We start from the raw sequence: 20,322 nt of genomic DNA, 5'->3' as shown, positions 1-20,322 counted from the left end.
TGTCACTTTTTATGTTCTGCGGTGACGATTTCTTCTTACGGAGGCTACTATGACTCCAATAGAAGTACAAATCACGATGAGCCCTAGTAAGAAAGAAATAGTTGCAGATAAGCCGAACCAATCTCCTGATACCCATGATCTAGAAGGATCCCTTAATATATCTCCGTCAAATACCCAGGTTCTATTCTCAGGGAGATTATGGGCTGTTGCATTGATAGGCCTATTCAAGGCGCTTGGTATAGAACACCCATTGAGTAGTCCAGCGCCTAGTCCCGCGACAACCCCTGCACACATGGTGGGCAGAGCTGTAGCAATTCCGCGCCTCGCAGCATCAGCAACGCGAATAGCTCTTCTCTCATTACCCCCTCGTTCTTGTTCAGGATCTCTCATGAGTCTTAGTCCAAGTCTTTGTACGCTTGCGCGCATACGGGTTAAGAACGTGTTTCCAATAGCCAAAACTACCCAAGTTCCACTCATTACCGATCCGCCAAAGTAAATTGCTTGTAGAATCGGGATGGGTCTTCGCATTCTTTGTAGATAGTTTACAGATTCTGCGGCAGAAATTAACAGCATAGGAGCTGCAAAAGACCTAACTAGTAAGCGTGCTCCCCTATGATTGAATCTTAGGTCCCTATGGTTTGTGAACATTAACACGAGTCTTTGAAGTAGCCCTGCAGAGTATCCCACATGTGAGACCCAGTAGAAAGGCTGGTCTTCCTCTGGTAAAAGACTACGCACGAAAACGTCTTGCATTATTGCAAGTATGCTGGGAACAAGGAAGATTCCGGTGAGTATAGTATCGGGCCAGGTAGAAGGATAAGGGTTAACTAAGGCTTCGTTGGGATTATCTACATCGTTGAATGCGCGTTCTGCTTGAGCAAAAGCTCGCATGTCCGAGCCCATTTGTATTAGGGATATGGCAACTGCAGGATCTGTAACTGGACCTTCATTTAATTGAGAAGGATCCTGTATCCCTAGAACATATTGATAGGAAGGATCTCGCAATCCAGGTAAAAGAAGGCCTTCAGTTCCGGCTGAATATCCTAAGGTGCTAACACTAGAGTTATTATAACCATCGCGATCTCGTAAAGTGGCTAGATCTCCAGAAACGCGAAAATGGTGAACGTTTGAATGTCCAGTGACATATGTTGTTGGAGCAATCCCTATACAATCTACACGACTAGCATATGGGGAATGATCTAGGACTTGCTGAACATAGGCTCCTGCATCGCCATAAAATATAAGAGTGTGTCTTCTTCCAGCGTTTTCTGGATGAGAAAAGAATGCTTGTAAAATCTCTAATATAGTAACGCATAGAGAATTCATAGGGCTAACGGAACTACGTCGATTTAAAAATCCTGAAGATGTGAGACCTCTTCCGGAATTATATAGAACTCGTACGGGTTCTCCTCGAAGTCCGCTGATATGCATGCCTTCTAGCTGAGCTTCCGTCTCTGTCTGCCAACTGCCATTAACGTATGTTGTTCCAATATCGTAGTCTGCAGGCTCTGGGGTCTCTGTATTAGCTATACATAAAGACTCAGAAACCGCTCTACTCCCTCCTACATCGCTATCATCATTATTTGTCAGATCTATTTCAGACATATTGATAATAACTTCATTCAATTGGCTAGCGACAGCCTCTAAACTGGCTCTTCCTTCTTGCGAAGGAGTGTTTTCTTGGTTCTCGCTAGTTAAATCCTCTATAGGAATTCGAACAGGTGCTACCATTGCATCTCCTTTATTCTGCGAAACATAAACAAAAGAAATGGCTCTCAGCCATTCTCTAATGAAATTTGAAAAAATGAGTCCATAAGAGAAAAAATAGATGGACAAAGAGACTGGTTTTTGAAACAACTTCTCTTCATCATTGAGTTCAATGATTAAATTATGGGTAAGTGATGCAATGTCTTTGTTAGATTTATCTAAATAATTTAGGAATACGAAGAAATTCTAAATAATTTAGACATGAAGAAATAAAAGACTGGAAAAATATGCCACCAAAACTATATCTTTACACGTAGGCATACATCACGAGCATAGCATGTTTTCCCCCTGAGGCAGCTCTGTAGGCAGGATTTTCACCGCGAAAGCATATCTAAACTCTAGCTCTATGTAATTCTCTTTCAGCGTACCCCATGTTGTTTTGGCGTACCGGGGAATTTTGCCAAAGGCATGGATTTTTATCTAGTTTCTTGGAAAAGTTTTCTTGAAACCAACCTGTTTAATTACAGCCGCTTACGACAAAAATTTTTTACAAAGCCTTTGATTTTTCAACAGGAGTTGGCATAACTCTTCTTGTCTCTATTTTTTCATTTACAGTTCGATAAGTATAATTATAGGAAATTAAGTTTGTTATTCTGATCTATTCTATAAAAGAAAATGCAACTACGGACTTTTTTACTTGGAAAGTTTCTTTTCACAACGCTTTTACTTTTAATATAAGTTCTTTTTTATTAGAATTTTATGGGCAAATAGGCTATTAAGGTTATTACATCGTGTGGTGTTATTAAAAAAATATAGTAATCCCCATGTAGAGCGGTGCTTTGACTTTAGACTCCTATATGAAAGAAGAAAATCGTTTGTAGAGAAAATTCCTTCAGATGTTTTTAACATTAGCACAACTGAGTTCTGATAGAAGATTCGGTATGCCTTTAGGAACTAAACTATTATCTAAGTCATCTTTAGATGTACGAATTGCTATACCGATATTTGCGGAGAGCTCTTCTTTTATGAAGAACTTCTATAATTCTTCTGCTGACGTACCCCCCCCTTCCCCCATTTGTCTCAAATAGAAAATATATCTTTTTGCAGGACCTACTCTTCAGCCGGGGTAAATGGAAATTCTTGTTATGGAGAAGATGTGAATCATTTAGAGAAAGGAAATTTCTTAGGAAACTTTATTTCTGGATTACTATGCGGTTATTTTCTCATAAGAATAGGCTATTATAGCCTCCTAACTATCTCTCGGGGGCTTTCCTCGCGTTGGGGGGGGGGGGGTAGCCTATGGCTTTCCCTATTTCCCCTTGTTGGCATAGCTATGATTTGAGATCGGGTTCTGGATCGTTTTCAAAGGAGATAGCGGTAACTCGTAAGCAGTCATTTCAAGGCTGCTCATCCAAAGTTGAGAATATTGTAAAGACGCATAAACGTGACGCAAAAATTCTAGTCAATAAGATGACGTACTCCAATATTTGGAGGAATCAGGCCAAAAGTCAGATTCTTACGGAAGGAAAAGTACGCTTAGATTTGCAAGGATTTGATGGTGCTAAGTATAACTATCAATTACAAGTAGGTAATTATACTGTAGCTACTGTGCTAATCAGTCGCAATATCGCTAATATTAAATCAATTTCTGAGCAAGCATACGCTATAAGAAAAATTAAATCAGGATTTCAGAAAAGTCTTGATGATAGCCGCGTTTATCATGTGAGCTTCATATCTATTTTAGCAAAAAACCCTTCCCCATCTTCTTCTGCGAATGATAAGAGTCTCTCAAACTCGATTTAATATTTTTTGAAAAAAGTATTTCCATCTTTGTACTGAGGAAAATACAAAGATGGAAATGTTTTCTGGTTACAAGACTCACGATATTGTGCGTCTAAGAATGTTTTTTTCTTTTGTCGAGGTCTATAATTTGTGATAGGTCTTTATCTCCTCTTCCTGAAAGGTTAACAATGGCAATCGTATCCTTATCTAGAGAAGGAGCTATTTTTATCATATGAGCCAAGGCATGAGAAGATTCTAAAGCTGGAATGATACCTTCTGTCTTTGATAGAAGACGGAAAGCTTCTAAAGCCTCATCATCCGTTGCATAGGTATATTGAGCACGTCCAGATTCATGCATTTCTGCATGTGTTGGGCCAACACTTACGTAATCTAATCCTGCAGAGATAGAGTAAGTGTCTGCACAATTCCCGTCCTCGTCTTGGAGTACATACGAATGAAAACCATGAACCACGCCAGGCTTCCCTGTGGCAAATCTTGCCGCATGTTTCCCAGATTCGACTCCAAGACCACCTCCCTCTACGCCTACAAGTTTCACCTTTGTATTTGGAATAAAATGATGAAAAAAACCTATAGCATTGGATCCTCCTCCTACACAGGCAATCAGAATATCAGGATCTCGATCCGTATACTCTTTGATTTGGCTTTTGACCTCCAAGCTAATCACAGATTGAAAATCCCGCACAATCTTCGGGTAGGGATAGGGGCCTAACGCAGATCCTATGCAAAAATGCGTGTGGTCATGTTTAAAAATAAAATCTTCGATAGCGGCATCTACAGCTTCTTTAAGGCCGGAATTTCCTCTTTTCACGGAAACAACCTCTGCTCCCAAGACACGTATTCTGTCTACATTGGGCTTTTGTCTATTGATATCCGTTTCCCCCATGAAAATCACACATTCCATGCCTAAATATGCTGCTGCTGCTGCAAGAGCAACTCCGTGTTGTCCGGCGCCAGTCTCTGCCACAACACGGGTTTTCCCTTGAAACTTGGCTATAAGACATTGGCCTAAGACGTTATTGATTTTATGAGCTCCTGTATGTAGAAGATCCTCTCTTTTTAAAAAGATCCGTGGGCCATTGATGGCTCTAGAAAAATTTTTGACCTCTGTTAAAGGCGTTGGTCTCCCTGCGTAATTTTTTAAAATATGGTGGAAGGTTTCTCGAAATTGAGGATCTTTTTTTAATTGTTCATAGCTCCGGTCCAGATCTTCCAAGGGCTTAACGAGTTCTAGTGGAACATATTGTCCCCCATAGGTCTCGAGTTCTTCATAAGTTTCACCTAAATCTAATGAAAGGTCTAAATCTTCCTCACAAGTATCACAAGTATACATTATGTTTTCTCCTAATTATAAAACGTAATTTTTCTTTTGAATGAAATAACAACAAACAAAACAGTACATACCATCGCTTGGCATAGCCTACAGACACATAGGAGAAATGACAAAACGACGTAAAATAACGGTCGTGAAGCTAACAAGATGTCTAGTTAACAACACAGTTCAAAACAAAAATTGAATGAAATAAAAAGATTAACGGGCGCAAGCCCACCAAAACATTTGGGAGAAAGAAGAGCTTTCTAAATAAAAACTCAATTTTGACATTTGTTCTTTAATATGGAACAGCATTTTCAAGCCCACGAGGAATATAAGTGGTTAGCATCATTTTATCAAAAACACAAACATTCTAGCAATAGTTAGTTGTAACTTTTTTTCTGACAGTTCGATTTTGCTCTCCATTTCCCGAGAATAAAATAGTAAAATCCACCGACCACTAATGAGTAAAGTCATTGTTAATCGGTGATTGTAGAATTGCTTTCTTTTGGATTTTTCAGACTTCTTCTATATCTGATCTTCTCCCCCCCGGGAAAGATGAGTACTTGTGAGTTAGGCCGTAGACTACGGTCTTCTTCCGTAGCAATTTCTGCAACCACATAGACTCTTTTTTTCTGGTATTCACTTTCATCGACTTTCCTCACTTTCAGAATGACATCTTGTTTTAGACGCAACGTCATGTCCCCAGGCTTGTTACTATGAGGTTCTACGTGTTTATTCAATCCAAGCAGGGCAAAGTAGATATTGAAACCGGATCCACGTTTGTGAGCAAAAATCTCATTTTGTGTAGTGATTAACGAGAGTGTAATACTTCCTTTTAGCATTTTTACAAGTGTGTAGGGGCGCATATGAGAACGTACCCATCGAGGAACTTGCACTTTGTAGTAGCCAATAGCGTAATGCAGCATGCTTTCAGGGATTTTCCATTGAGGATTTTTATCGTATATATGCATGGCAGATTCTAATAAATAGCTATCGTATGCTTTAGCTCTCTTAGATCCCCATGCTCTGTCACGAAGATTCCATAACATGTAATCTAGTATGGTATGGAACTGTTTATCAATTCGAGGATCATAATTTACAACCTGGTCGTTAGTTGGGAATACTAAGCCTGATCGAGAAACCAGCCTTTCTGGGAATACGTGGTGGGTCGTATTTCTTGGAAAATCAATTTCTAGATGACGTAGCTCTGGACCGATAAATGTCAGAGCTGTGCCTTTAGATCTGGTAAGTCCTACATGAGCTCCTGAGATGAAAATATGTTTATAGCTTTCCCAATGCCGTTTAAAACCCTTCAACTTAATAACGAATGCTTGATGCTGTATATCGGTCTGTTCTGCCACTAGCCGCGTTATATAAAGATCTCCAGTTACCGGATCTAAGTAATACGAGCTTTTCAAGATTGTTGTTAAAGGTAGCCTATACTCCTTCATGGTGTTGTCAAAGAAGCGCAACGTATTTGCTGGCCCATTGTGAATCTTGTTAGAATCTATAGTGTAGGTTAATACAGCTAAGTTTGCTGGCTGATAACGCTCAGGAAGAATCAAGCGATGATCTTCATCTTCACTTAGAGGAAGAATATGGGAAGAAGCACAGAATTCTCTGACTAATGTGGCGAGGTTCAACCTCTCCTTCCCTAATATGAGCTCTAAGTGATTCTGATAACTTGGATCAATGAATGCGTGTGGATTGGAAGCCATCCAGGGTTTTGCTTCCCTCTCTAATGTTTTTTCGGTAATATCCTCCATATGTTCATTAAAGAAGTTTTTAAATACCAAACGCATGGCGCCTATCCCGAATCCCTCTCTGACATAGAAGAGTTTTACGATGAAATCTCTGTTTGATATGCTGACTAAATTTTTAGCATACAGTAACTGTCGTGATAACGCCTTATTTTCTGAGGCTATGTGATAGCGATTGAAATCCTGAAGGTGTAATGTGGTTGCGAAGACTTGAATTTCATCATAGAACTTCCATTTATGGTGAGAGAGCTCTGTTTGTGGCGTCTGCTTAGCTTTGAATGGGTAGGACTCTAGCACACTATGGAAGAGGATGTTATCCCCACTCTTTTCAGTGCCTTCGAAAGCAAGATATTGGAAACCATGCGCATCTATTGTAATGCCAAATTTCTCTAGAGCTCGGTAATTGTTAAACGTTTTCCAATGTAGATGGCGCATAGCGCCTTTGATATGTCCCGCCCAGAGTGTTCCCCAGATTTTTAGATTCACATCCCCTTTATTTTCCACGCCAAGGATATGCTCTTCGTTTTTTCGCGACTCACTTAGCATCAAGGTTGCCGTATTGTTCATGCTAAGGATGCCTTCAAGTCTTTCAGGAATTAGGACGGAGTAGCGGTAAAGAGTATGCCATTGTGTAGGGTCTTTTTTCAGAATCTTGTACCATTCCCCTAGTGTAGGACGATTCTGAGGATGTACTTCTATTACTGTTTTTTCAGGCAATGCTTCCGGATCCCATTGTAGAGATAGAGGGATCGTGTATCTTGGGGAAGAAATTTCTAAATCTATACTTGAATTACTGCCGTTGGTTATTCTGCCTTTTACTAAACTTGGAATAAGACTGCTGAGATCAAGATATTGAGGAGCGTCTTCATCTTTTGCTAGTACAATATCAATACGTTTAGCTTGCTTATTTGGTGCAGAAGACAAGATATAGGAAGAACCTACAGAACCCTGAACTGTTGTTAAGAATTCTTCCTGAGCGCGAATTTCTAATTCGCTATGCTTGTCAGGTTTATAAACAAAAAGCTTTTCCTGATCGAAATAGGATACATGACCGTGTTGTTGAGTGATGGATACCTCGGGAGCAAACCACCAGAGGTATTTTTTCATCCATTTCACAATATTATCCACGAATCCGGGCTCTTCAGGATGTTTTAACGCCCATGTAGATTGGTCACATTTTGTAAAACCTAAAGTGGTGGCATTTGTATGATTCCCAGGGATAGGTCTTTCTACAGCTTCAACTGTAATGCCATCAGAGAATTTGACTATAAAGTGCCCTATCCAACGATCAAACAAACTACTCTTATCTGCATTTTCAATGTATATGCCTTTGTGCTTATCTCCGTTGAGACCTAATAAGTTTAAGTTGTTCTCGACTGAATGCAGCTCATAGGAATGCATGTTGAGATGAAGACTATGATCCGTAGAATTCGTAGCGAGTACAATAGTCAGGTTCTCATTTAATTTAGGGATGTAATACCAGTTTGTCCCCGCTCCAGAATATACCTTCCCTCCTCCTGGGCTGACGTAGAATTTGGTATCACGATGTCCTGTTAAAGTATCCTGCCCTCCAGAAGAACCAATGATTGTAGAAAACCCTTTTTGTTTGATTTTCAACATATTTATTTTTGTGCCATTAGGTCTTATCAGAGGCACATCTTGCAGCCCTTGGGACAGATTGAATTGCACTGCCAATGGGGGGGGAATAGCTCGGAATGAAATCACATTTTCAGCTCCTGGAGCTCCGGTGAGGTTATAGTACCCAGCACCTCCGATTTGAACCGAGACTCCTCCTGAGCCCCCTTGAATCCGGATTTCATAATTTTTATATTCTAAGGCTTGATCTAGCCTTTCTTTTGAATCGTCATCTAAAAGACGAACAGGAACAATAGTTGTGTGCGTCTTCCCAGTAATTACCGTACTTCTATGATTTTGAGCTGTTAAAGGAGAGACAAAGTAACGAGATTCTGGATCCATAATTGCTTCCCGCCAAACGATTTTATTTGACAGGTAAACAACCTCAGTAGTGCCTTTGTAGGTAATTCCGTATCCTAGAATCACAGTGTTATAGGTTCCTGCAGGGATATGAGGAACTTCAGGAGGCCAGTAGCTATTGGCATGCCCCAGCGCTAAAGCGTAAGTTGGAGTAATCCTAAATGCATAACCGAGTTTTTCTCGGATCTGATGGTCCGATAAATGTGGCTTATGGCCAATCCATCTGTTAGCATTGTAGGAGCGCTCTCCTTTAAAAATCGGAGGATTGTGCGTTAGATCTAGATAGATATTCCCTAAAATTTGGTTGCCAGATAAATCTATAAGACCTCTTTCTGGGAACGCGGTGACAACATGCTCCGATCCATCTTCTAGAAATTTCTTATATTTCCCCCATTCCTTGTGGCGTCCTTCTGTTTTTGCTACATTGCGGGCAATGGATGAGGCTCCCATCCCGATAGCAGCAATAGGCCCGGCTGCCAACATCGCTGCAGGAGCCACAACAGCTGATAGTGTTAACGCTAAGGAAATCACATCAAAGGCAACTTGCACACGAGCTCCCATCATATCGCTATGTGAAGAGGCTTGCATGAGTTCTTCCACGCTATTGTAGAGACCCCAAACACCTGCAACAGTTTCTAGGATGGGGAGCTCTAACATTTGTCCTACTCTAAACAGCGCTTTCCCTACAGTCCCTCCAACTTTATTAGAAACTTTTATAAGTTGTTTGGACAAGACAGATTCCAGTCGAAGGCCGTCTATCCCTTTTTCGGTAATGAATTTCTTTCCTACACCTTGGACAATAGCTCCCAAGGTCATTTCAGCCATTTCTTTGACGTCTAAAGACAAATTGAAAATAGCTAGGGCACTTCCCCCCTTTCCTGCTTCCACCAAGCGTGCATATTGTATAATAGAGACTGCGGACATACCGAGCTCCATATCCATAACGCCTGTGCCAGCAAGGTCATTTAACATGCCCCCTAGCTGTCTAAATACTTTGACTAGTCCATGACTTGGGATTTGTATTTTTTTTTCCGGAGAGCTGCCACATTTGAATTTGAAGGAAATCCTATCTTCCCCATCGACTTCTATGTCTGTGACAGACACTCTATCTTGATTGCCGGGGGGAATATCTTTGATGGATGATCTTATAGAATCCATTACATTGCGCAACATGGCGCTCATTTGGTGCGCTTTAGTTTTGAACCCACCTATTATGGAAGCAAAATCTCTTGGAGTTTCAACAATTAAGCTTCTGCTGACCTCTTTTGTCCCAGGTTCTGTGCCGTAAGTGTCTAAGAGGTATTGAATGGTGCTAGCAAGAGGAGCGTCTAAGGTATTTCTAGAAAGAAAATCACTTAAAATCTCCCCGTTTATCTGTAATTTGTCTAGATCTGTTTCACGAGTTTTTTCATCGATCCTTTTATGATCAATCGTAGCTCCTGCGGCATATAAGTGCCTCCAGGATATTTTTTTACGACCTACATAGACATCTCCCCTTAGAATCATCTTATCTAAAGTAATCATATGTTGATCATATGAGAGGAATTTCAAGTTGGTCGATGGGAACCAGGAGTTCTCTGCTTTTTGAGAATCTAAGGTATAAACTTTTAGCTGCTCTTTTATATCTTTGTGTTCGGAGATTCCATAGCGAAGTTTTACTTCTTCAGATAACTGTACTGAAGATTCTAAGAAAGAGAGAGCCTGTTGTAATGTTGCAAAGTCACAATGTCCAAAGTTCGGGTCTGTAAATCTGTAACCCCAATCCAAGTGTTGAACAACTAAGGAATGCGTAGGCGTGGTCACTAATAGGCTTTTTGATCCTGTGCTTTTCGAGAATTTCTCAGATAACGCTGCAATATCCCATGTATGGGGAGTGAGTATCCCCTGCGTTTTTATCTCTTTGTTTCCACGATACTGTAACCAATCAATGTAGCTCTGGCTTTTGAGTAAGAATTTGTTATCTGCCTCTGATAGGGGGAGATGATCACGCTCTTTTGTTTGAAATAGAGAACTTACTGTCATAAGATTTTGCGTGAGGAAGGCATACTCTACTGGGGTTTTCGCTGACATGTAGAGCATAGCCAAGCCCATACAACGTCCTTCTAAATCATATAGGAATGTTTGCGGGTGTACGTGAACAATATTGGAGCCAAATGTGCGTGCTAAAACACTCCATGGATGTATATGCTCTCTAGAAAAATCAGGCCATGCCATTAGAGAATACTTCGCTCGTTCTACAACATTTGGGAGTGTAGGCACATCAGGAGGAGTCGAGAAAAGATCTTTACTTAACCCTGCACCGCGATAATCATACGGATTCATTGCTGTCGGCTCTAGCATTGTCGTCGCTAAGGGACGGCCGAAATCCGCATCACGTTGTAAGATCTGATTCGCTCCGGGTAAAACACCATCCAACAAGGCTGATGCTGCTTGTGCGAAATTCTTTTTCTTAGAGAGAAGTTTATTAATTTCAGTTAGGGAGAGGTATTTCTTCTCTTGCGCAAGGTTTACAAGCTCTTGAAGACGAGTGTCTTCAACAAAACAATAGATGTGATTTTCATTTAATAATTTTTTAGCGGATTCTAGAGTTAAGGAACCATCATGAATGCGTTGATGTAGCTGATAAAGAGTATCTAAATAGCTTGACATGATGTAGCTGGTTGGATTGAATTCCCCCGGCATAATGCTTGCCATTATACGCTCAGATTCCCCTCCTTCTTCTACTCCATATTGCATTCCTAAAGCAGAGACATGGCTATCAATTGGAGGGATGAGTAAATCAGGAATATGAGAGTTTTGAAGTTTCTCCCTTAATCCTTCAGGGATCTTATCTAAAGCAGCTTTTGCCTCTTCAGTCTCAGGATCTAGAGCTAGATAATTATATACGGCGCCAAGAGTGTCATGCATATCCTCATAATCAGCGTTTAGCGTTGTTTTCATCATATTGACGAGATGCTTTGAGGGGGGAGGCAAGACACTATCTACAGAAAAGATTCCTGAAATTCCTGCTTCAGCTACCATGAACCGATAGAGATCATTGGAATCAGCAAAGGCATACCCATCCCGATGCATACGTGAAAATAAGGATCTATCACGTAAGAATAGATCCAAGTTCTCTAGACGAACACGTTCGCTACTCTCAAATTTTTTGAGAAGGGCCTCTAATTTTTTTTGGGGATTTAAGACGCGTTTTTCTAACGTAGTATCATAGATTTTTTCATACCATTTTTGTGCGCTTTGCTGTTCCTGCTTATCCAGACCACTAAATCGGGTTATATCCTTCATCGTGTCAAGAATCAGCTTTCTTCTTTTGTGCTCAGGTAGACCCAGACACTTATTTATGAGCTCTTCCAGATCTTGATAGAAGTGCCCTGATGAAATCTTCTCTTCAATCTTCTCGATTTGAGGTCGAAGTTGAGCATCCTCTGTGATGCTATTCAAAGTCTCTAGAAAGTTCGTCAAATCTTCATCAGAGGAGAAACTACTTAAAATCTCTTTAGACTTCAGTTCCACATAGGTTGTTAAGAGATTAATCTGTTTTTCAGAAAGAGGAGCTTGCCCTACAGAGTCAATGAGATTACCAACGGCAAGTTGTCTCTCAGCTACAGAGAGCATATCTCTTAAAAACAAGGAGAGGTTCCCTGACGAGCTATACCATAAGGTAATGGTCGTCTGAGAATGGCTTTTGAGATACAGCTTAATGGCTTTTTCTAGGTCATCCTCGACATTTTTATACAAATCTGGGAAAAAGTTCATCTGATTGCCAACAGGAAGTTGCACACCACGAATAAGGTTTGCAAGCTGTAGCTGCAGGGAAAATAAAGATGTCGTTGCCGCAGGATCGTTAGTGATTGCTAGTTTGGCTTTAAGGATGTCATAATCTAAATCAGATAATTTCGCGACATCTATATTAGGGTTGTCAATAAGTTCATTAAACCTTGCTAACAAACGGTTAGGCAGTTTTTTTCTCGACTCCTCCTTCCATAACTTAGTGAAGTCTGCCTCATTAACTTTTGTACGCTCTATTCCCTTAGGCGTCTCTACACGTAACTTTGATGAATCAGAAAAAAGTAATTCCCCAGCGCATTTTTGTCTGACATTACACCACGAACTCTCATCTCCAGGAGTGACGTCATTAGCTCCTACAGATAGCGGATTCTTCCAGTCATAGGTAGTTTCACCATGCTCATCTTTAATTTGTTTATAGGAGCCTAAATACGCAGAATCTCCTAAGTTCCTCCCATTTTCATTAAGAAATTCTTTTCCCATCGGGCCAAAATCTTTGAAATACTTGACCAGTTCTTTCTTAATTAAATCAGGACCTGTAATTCCTAATGTACTTACCGCACCAGGAATAATCGAATCTTGTCTAAAATTGTAAAATAGACTCTTTCCGAGATAATCTTTGACTAAATAATGTCCCACCCTATCTTTTTGATCCAAATGTGTGAGATCATCAAGAGTATTAAAGAAAGTCCCGCTAAGAACGTTTTCCCTTAAGTCTTTTAATTCAGCATACGCGCGCTGTTGCCCTTTAATGACAGCGTCAACCGCAGCGCTGTCTTTATGAGCCATCATCAAACCATTCAATATACGAACATTCCAACCCGTACTCCACTTATGGTACCTTCGCAATACTGGCATCGTATCTCGAACCGTGTCAGGAGCCATCGTCTGAAAGAGACCTTTCTTAGACTTTCCTTTACCACCCCCTCCTTCGTCTTTATGTAGCTTCTCAAGTTCAGGGATTAACTCTTTGAGCTTTTTTTTGTCCTCGCGTGTAAGTTGTGATGTTTTGATTTCCTTACTGATTTCTTCCAATGTAACAGGGGTTTCTTCAGTCGCTATTTTCAAAGCTGCAGTAGAGATCACCCGCCTAATCTGTAAGTTTTCAAAAAACCTATTCCCGCCCTTGCTAAAAATGGCATCAGTAGCTTCCTGAGAATATGAGGGCATGATATCCAAATCGGTATAAATGCCCCCGTATTCTTTGAGCATATACATTCTGATCTGATCCGATGCTGCGGCATAATTCCATCGTAAAAACATCTCCATCTCATAATTATAGAGATTGGTTTTGTCTTTCATGGAAGTCAGTTCTTTAATATCTTTGATTTTAACTCTTTCAGACCCTAAACCCTTGTTGGCTTTAGCAACGATATCCTGAATTTTCTTTTTATTATCCTCTATCGTTTTCTTATATTGCTCGATCTCCTCTTGAGGAAGTTTCAGGTTTTGTTCGAGATATTCTATGCGCAAAGCATCCGTAACGGTACTCGTACCTTTAAGCATGCAGAAATTAAAAAACCCATCCTGAGAAGTGATCATGTTTTTTAAAAATAGAGCGTTGAAATTTTCCTTCACCTCTTTATTTAATTTGTCGTACTTCTCAGAAAAGTCGTGTAAATCCTTCTGATACTGTTCTTTTTGCTCAGCATCTTCAGCGGAATCGTATTTCTTCTTTAATTCTTCATAATTTTGAATAAAGTCTTTTGCAGCTTCCGGTGTTTTTTCCTTTATTTCCGTGATAGATGCGTCAAAAGCTATTCTTTTCAGAGTAGATGAAAATTTAGCAGCGCCGTAAGCACTCTCATCTACCCAGAAAAAGAAATCAAAATCCTCATATGTCTGTAAAAATACTTTGATGTAGGGACTAACATCATCCGGAGGAGATCCAGCAATCCAGATACCGTGTAAATGCTTATTCACAGCAACCCGATGGGATAAAAACTCTGTTTTAATCGTCGTCATCACCTTGGCACTTGCATGTGTCTCAGGTAACCCAGCCTTTTTTTGTATCGTTTCTAAAAAAACAGACTGTTTAACTAAGAGGTCTTGCCCTTTCCGAGAATTTTTCTCTGCTAAATTGTTGTAGTATCCTATAGCCTTCTTAATGTTATTGATGGACGCACGGCATGTTTTCTTCTGTGCTTCAGTTAATCCTAACTTATCTACGATGTTCTCTGGGGTAAGATCGTATTTCTCCGCACCTGCTTCTTGAGCTTCTTCTTCTAAAGCACGTTTCCTTCTAGAAAAAGAAGGTGAATCTTCTACATTCTGAACAGAATCCGCGGACACCGTCTTTTCGATAAGTTGATTTTCAGTTTTTTCAATGAAAGATGGCTCTAAAGCAGCAGAGCTTGCAATGACAGAAGAAGATTTAGAGATGTGCCTAGGAGCACGTTTTGCAGTTGTTTTTAAGGTCTTCTTATATCGATAAGAAGCTGATTTTTTTACTAATGTCCCCAGTACTTTTTTCTTGGCAGTAGGTCTACCCCCCCCCCCAATCACGGGCTGAGATAAAGAAGTGGTGTTCTGAGATATAGAGGCGTTAGAAGCACGTTGAGAAATCTCTGTCGTAGAATTTCCTGTAGCATTTGCAGCTGGTGGAATAATCGTCGGCTTGGCGATTTTAGCCGGTAATATCTGCGGAGGGACAATATGGGCAATAAGTTGCGCTAAATTATATAAGAAAGATGTTTTCCAGTTTCCCGTATGATTGGAGGGCGACGCTGTTGTTCTTGTAGGCTGCGAAGTCGTTAGATTATAAAATTCTTCCTGTAGCTTCTTCCCTATCTCCACAACCGTTTCAGTAGAGTTATTTTGATTTACAGCTTCGTCATAAAGGGCAAGCCTTTCATCTAAAGAAGCCGCGCGAGTAGTATTATTTTGACGCAAAGAAGAAGAATTAGAAGCTGCTGTGTAATTGGAGTGAGTCTGAGCCGAAGAGGCGACAGAAGTTGTTTTTTCTGGAAGAGTCATAACCCGAATGCATACGATGTATTTTTTATAATGTTCTAATCACGCAATGTTGTTTTACAGTAGACGAGGTCAAAATCGTTTGGAACATTATAAGGAACAAAAATATTAATACAATAGTTTTCTGTGTAAAAGCTACGCTTAGAAGCGCTTACGTATATCGTGGTCATTTTAGAAATATAGCAATGCATAGCTTTGAGATGCAGAGCCCGATGTGTTGTAATCTTAGAAGGTATGCCCCTAGAATGTCTTCAGCACGCGAATTTAAACTGAAATTCTTCAAAAAGATAAAATTTCATTAACTGTAGGACAAAGATTTTCTAAATATTTTTGTTTAGAGGACTTAAAAATAAAAAAATTGACTTCTATTTTTGTTTAAATTAGAATTTTTCGATTTGTTTTTTATTTTTAGGATTTTATGGCTTTTATAAATAGCATCTTGGGCAGACAGGTTTCATTAGAAAATATTGAGCCGAAGAAAAGTTTATGCCAATCCAAACCTCTTGTGGTTTGTGGCAGTATCATCGGATGTGCAATCCCAATAATTTTCGTAATTCTTGGTGCTTTAGGACTCGCTAGTTGTGCTAGCCTTCCTTTATTGATTTTAGGAGGCCTTGGCCTGAGTTTTATCGTTCTTGGAGCCATTGCATTCAGTGCATTTTTGATTGCAGTGAAGGTTTGTTTAAAGACTCCAAGAGAACCCGAAGATGCCTCAGTAGGTGCGTCAGTAGGTGCGCGAGTGGACATAGATCCTATAGGGGCAGAGGCTTTGAAATTTGCAGCTGAGACGCTTGATGCGGAGAGATCAAGAATAGAGCCTATTACATGTGGATATTTACGTCCCCCTATAGATGATGATATTCGCTATTTATGTGCTTTAAGAGGAGAAAGGCACAATCAATTCTTAAATTTATTGCGTATAGATGATTCTAGAGAACTCTCTTTCCCCGATGATCAGCTTTGGACTGATCCAGAATTTACACGCGTTTCTACAGAATTTCTACAACTATCCTATGCGATTAGTGTGCGTTCTTTGCTAGATTTAGAAAATTACCGAGCAGCACATCAGGATGCGACTTCAAATTTAGAAGCTCTAGCAAGACAGAATTCAATATACTATAAGACATTTTATATGATGTCTACTGCCTACTCCTTATTAAGACATACGTATATGTATTGTAGAGATAGCGCTTCTCAGGAACATATTGAAGCTAGAAGGGCGAGGTTCTACCAACCAGGCTCTATAGAGAATCAGTGGAGATTACTGTACAATGATTTCTGTCGGCAGGCACGTAGTTATCTTGGTGATCCAGAAGAAGCTGATATAAGAGAGTGCCGTCTGATTAAACATTCTACTTGCGATCTCGATCCCAGCTTCCATCAACAAGGGACAACCCCGACTTAAACATAGAACCTCATATATAGTGAAAAAAGACAGTACGCGCCCTAAAAGGGCGCATACTGTTATCTATACAATACAGCGCTCATTGTCATGTTTGCATAGGGAAGATTTATATTTTAGAGGTCCGTATTTACAAGATTCAAACGGACGTACATCCCACGATTGACTTCTGAATATCCATCAATAACGTGCATGCGTTCTAATTGTGCAAGTATAGAGTCCGGCAAACCCGGTCCCGATGGATCAGCAAGATGTCCCCAGAAAGTTGTTTTGAATCTCTGAGGGGAATCATCTTTTTCTTTATAATGTATGAAGATTTCTGGAGCAGTTAGATCTGATAAAATTCCCCCAATCAACTGGATAGCTAATTTTAATTTGATCTGTTTATCAGAACAGCCTCTTAAATCTGGTCTTCTTTGTAAAATGAATGCTTTTGGAATTCTAACTTCATCTAGATTTAAAGCGCGGGCTATCTTTTGATGATCTAAAGAGTCTAACGCTGCCGCAACCTCCTCAAAAGTCGCCTCTTCTAATACTTCTTTTAAGAAGGTACTAGGGACCTGTCGTAAAAATGCAGACATCACGTTTTTTCTACTTTCATACGAATCCATGGGTAGGCGGCTCCCCGACTCATTCATAATCAGTTGGTATTTGTTTTGACGGTGTTTGAAAGCCGCCTGCTGCCCTAAGATATAGGGAACTACATGGCGGTTTTTCATGCTTCGATAGCAATCTATAAAAGATTGCACTGAAAAAAGCGAAAGATTCGCCGCAGTTTCTCCTTGGGGACTACTAACAACTAATTGTTTATATTCTTCCTCATCATCTAAAACAACGATTCCTGAGCTCATGTCGCAGCCAACGTATTTCGGCCAAGATATAAACGTGCTACTTTCTTTATGACGTGCTTCCAAGACATTTCTTACAAATCTCGCAACAGTCGCTTCTTCTAAATCGATCTGAGGTGAGGGGGCTGCTTTATGAATGCTTATGGAATCATCGTTCAAGGTACAGGTATACTCAGGATAGTACTCGAAAGAAAACTCTGCTTTTAGCCCGTGATGTATCCCCTGTTTCTGATTGGGAAGTCGGGAAATCTTTGCTGTAATTCCGAAATTATCCTTTAAGTTTTTCTCTATAGATTTCTTATCTTTCTTCCCTGTTAACTCGGATTCAGAAATAAGGTTTCTTCCTGACAGGATGAGGTCGTAAAGGTTCAGATAAAGAGCGCTTAATTGTTGCTGACTCCCTAGAATATAAAACGTTTGAGATGTCCGAGAATCTAGGTAAAACCTTTCAGGAAGAACATTTGCAAATTCTTCTTCGGGCTTTATTAGGGTAATACCTTCAGCTATGAGCTCCTGACAAGCCTCTTCTTCTGTCGTTAAAATAGTTCTAAATTTGGTAGCGTAGGCTATTTTTTGACACGTGGTGATGATGTCTTTTTGAAGAGCTTCCGATAACGGTGCATCAAGATATACACACGGATAGGTAAGATGTAAGTATAAATGCAAAGCTTGCCTTAGCAGCCAAGCTACAATAACAATAGGAATAAAGATCCAAGAGAGTATTTTTAAGACTTTTTCAGCAGTAGATACTTCCCGTCCCTGATCTTGTATAGCAAATCTAAGGCCGAGCTCTGTTGATTTATCTATAACCTTTGTTCGCTTCCCTCCTAGATAAAAATAGGAATCTAGAAAAGCAGAGACTTTCTCTATCCGATTAGGAGTATAGATAGGTGAAAATGTTACAGAATTTAACATAATGTTCTTGCTGTTGTCGTCATACTTTACTCAAAAGACAGCCCCTCAAGTATTTCAGAGTGTGTTTTACTGGTTAAAATTTCGTATTTCTTGCCAGTCCTTAATGTTTTAAATTTAATAGCCGCTTATTCCTCATTCTATTGAGGTTAAGCGGCTGACATCATATTACAGACGGGATTTTTAATCTTTAATCAACCTAAAAATCTAGTCAAAATAGGCGCAAACTATCGTGTCGGTATTTTCATATTCAGAGAAGATCCCCATATGCACCAGCTGATCCATAATACTCTCCCCTAAACATTTTTCCTGAGTGCCGGTAGTCTTGAAGAACATAGAGCCATAATTATTCAGCTGATTAATCAATACTCCGTCGCCTCCTCCAGGATAACTTTGCCCATGCTTGTAGAAGAGCACCCTAGGACGCCCTTGGTCATTTTGAACAACAGCTCTTTTCGAGATAAACCCTAGGAAGTTTTTCACTAATTCTTTCTTTTCTTCATCTGATATTTGCCCCTGTAGAGCATCAGGAGAAAATAAAGGCGCTTGGATGTCCAAAGTGTTGTTTAAGAATTGTTTAGACAATAAGGAGTGTAAATTTTCTATCTTAGATTTTATCGAGCTAGGGATCTGTCCTAACATCCCTTTAAGATACTCTGGAGGCACACTCTTAAGTATCGGCATTAGGCAGGAAGCGCGATTTTCTATCTCCGCATTTTTATTTGGGCATCTTTGACATACGTGGCCAGGGTCAATGACCAGAGTCATATAGAGATTTTCTGCATTATCCATGCAGACAAATTTCCTGTGCGATTTTGCAAATGCCTTCCCATGATAACCTGTTGCTACAGTAAAGTTCACAAGATCATTTAAGCAATTCTGTAGGTTATTATGCTCTTCAACACTTGTGGAAACGTTCTTTTTATTCAAAGATCTCTCGTGTAGATGGATACTATGAATATGATGAATCAGCACGCCATCGCGTACACTGATACCCACAGGTTTGCTAAGGATTAAATTGTCTAATTTCTTTCGTTGAGCAACGTTTATCGCTTTTGTACAGTTCCATAAATGCTCCATTATAGAGCACTGCAGATCCTCAGGTTTCGGCATTACGTTAGCTGTAGCAGGAACTACAAAGGTAAAGGCTATATCCGAGAAACGCTGTGAGGTCATCGTAAGCAAGAGTTGAGTCGAGGTTTCATCTAGATAAAAATGCTCTACCCACAGTCCCTCACCTATAAGAGCTCTTCTAAGTTCATTGTTATTACGTAGTTTACCACGTAAATCCATGAACTTATCACGGATGGCTATAGCCTCTTTTAAATAGAGACCAATCGGTGTGCAGGGCTCTTGGCTATTGATCAAGACCACCCTATGATTTTTATGTAATATTTTATACAGTAAGAAGCGTACAAGCAGAGCAGTAAGCACAATTGGGAATATGAAATAAGAAAGGATTTTCAAAACCTTTTCTACAATAGAGACATTTCGCCCAGGACTAGTAAGACAGAAAAGTTCTCGTGTTTTTTCATTTCTAGCAACAATCTCTATCTGTTTCCCGCCGAAATAGAAATAACGATCTACCGTAGATAAAACCTTATCAAAGCAACTCGGTTCTTTATTAAAAGAACTTAAACAAAAACTTTCGTGTATTCTCATAAAGATTAAAAATATTTAAATAAAATTTAACAATCTTAAAACATTATAACAAAAAGCGTTAATTGTTATAACAGTTTTTAATGCAAGTAATTTTATTAAGATTTCTTAATTAAAAAAGAAACAAACCTGTCTAGAGAACGAATCTCTAGACACGAGAATTAC

Annotated in this window: 7 protein-coding genes; 2 read left to right on the top strand and 5 right to left on the bottom strand. The window is 39.8% G+C overall.

The features are described 5' to 3' along the window. Positions 1-9: 9 nt before the first annotated feature. Complete coding sequence (locus tag CCA_RS02840) at positions 10-1,731, bottom strand: DUF687 domain-containing protein (RefSeq protein ID WP_011006518.1); 1,722 nt, start codon at positions 1,729-1,731, stop codon at positions 10-12. 1,275 nt (positions 1,732-3,006) lie between these two features. On the opposite strand from CCA_RS02840, the gene CCA_RS02830 reads away from it, so the two are divergent. After that, positions 3,007-3,510: a hypothetical protein gene (locus tag CCA_RS02830; protein ID WP_050707694.1), complete on the top strand. Its 504-nt coding sequence runs from the start codon at positions 3,007-3,009 to the stop codon at positions 3,508-3,510. Between the two features lie 91 nt (positions 3,511-3,601). Here CCA_RS02830 and trpB read toward each other — a convergent pair whose 3' ends face one another. Both trpB and CCA_RS02820 read right to left on the bottom strand, forming a co-directional pair. Beyond that, on the bottom strand, positions 3,602-4,840 hold the full coding sequence (gene trpB, locus CCA_RS02825) for a tryptophan synthase subunit beta (protein ID WP_011006517.1): 1,239 nt from the start codon (positions 4,838-4,840) through the stop codon (positions 3,602-3,604). 458 nt (positions 4,841-5,298) lie between these two features. Then, on the bottom strand, positions 5,299-15,339 hold the full coding sequence (locus CCA_RS02820) for a LifA/Efa1-related large cytotoxin (protein ID WP_011006516.1): 10,041 nt from the start codon (positions 15,337-15,339) through the stop codon (positions 5,299-5,301). Between the two features lie 415 nt (positions 15,340-15,754). On the opposite strand from CCA_RS02820, the gene CCA_RS05295 reads away from it, so the two are divergent. Then, positions 15,755-16,741: a hypothetical protein gene (locus tag CCA_RS05295; RefSeq protein ID WP_011006515.1), complete on the top strand. Its 987-nt coding sequence runs from the start codon at positions 15,755-15,757 to the stop codon at positions 16,739-16,741. Positions 16,742-16,854: 113 nt separating this feature from the next. On the opposite strand, the gene CCA_RS02810 is transcribed toward CCA_RS05295, so the two are convergent. Both CCA_RS02810 and CCA_RS02805 read right to left on the bottom strand, forming a co-directional pair. After that, a complete protein-coding gene (locus CCA_RS02810; RefSeq protein WP_011006514.1) occupies positions 16,855-18,501 on the bottom strand; it encodes a DUF648 domain-containing protein in 1,647 nt (548 codons plus the stop codon). Positions 18,502-18,705: 204 nt separating this feature from the next. Next, positions 18,706-20,160, bottom strand: a complete 1,455-nt coding sequence (locus tag CCA_RS02805) for a DUF648 domain-containing protein (RefSeq protein ID WP_011006513.1) — start codon at positions 20,158-20,160, stop codon at positions 18,706-18,708. Between the last annotated feature and the right edge of the window lie 162 nt (positions 20,161-20,322).

The organism is Chlamydia caviae GPIC (assembly GCF_000007605.1).
Lineage (GTDB): Bacteria > Chlamydiota > Chlamydiia > Chlamydiales > Chlamydiaceae > Chlamydia > Chlamydia caviae.
Note: the sequence above shows the minus strand (reverse complement) of the source record. Positions and strands in the feature narration are given on the sequence as shown.

Excerpts from the sequence above, each read along its gene's own strand:
- CCA_RS02830 (WP_050707694.1), top strand. The coding sequence starts at position 3,007 with ATGGCTTTCCCTATTTCCCCTTGTTGGCATAGCTATGATTTGAGATCG.
- CCA_RS02840 (WP_011006518.1), bottom strand. The coding sequence starts at position 1,731 with ATGGTAGCACCTGTTCGAATTCCTATAGAGGATTTAACTAGCGAGAAC.
- CCA_RS02820 (WP_011006516.1), bottom strand. The coding sequence starts at position 15,339 with ATGACTCTTCCAGAAAAAACAACTTCTGTCGCCTCTTCGGCTCAGACT.
- CCA_RS05295 (WP_011006515.1), top strand. The coding sequence starts at position 15,755 with ATGGCTTTTATAAATAGCATCTTGGGCAGACAGGTTTCATTAGAAAAT.
- CCA_RS02805 (WP_011006513.1), bottom strand. The coding sequence starts at position 20,160 with ATGAGAATACACGAAAGTTTTTGTTTAAGTTCTTTTAATAAAGAACCG.
- trpB (WP_011006517.1), bottom strand. The coding sequence starts at position 4,840 with ATGTATACTTGTGATACTTGTGAGGAAGATTTAGACCTTTCATTAGAT.
- CCA_RS02810 (WP_011006514.1), bottom strand. The coding sequence starts at position 18,501 with ATGTTAAATTCTGTAACATTTTCACCTATCTATACTCCTAATCGGATA.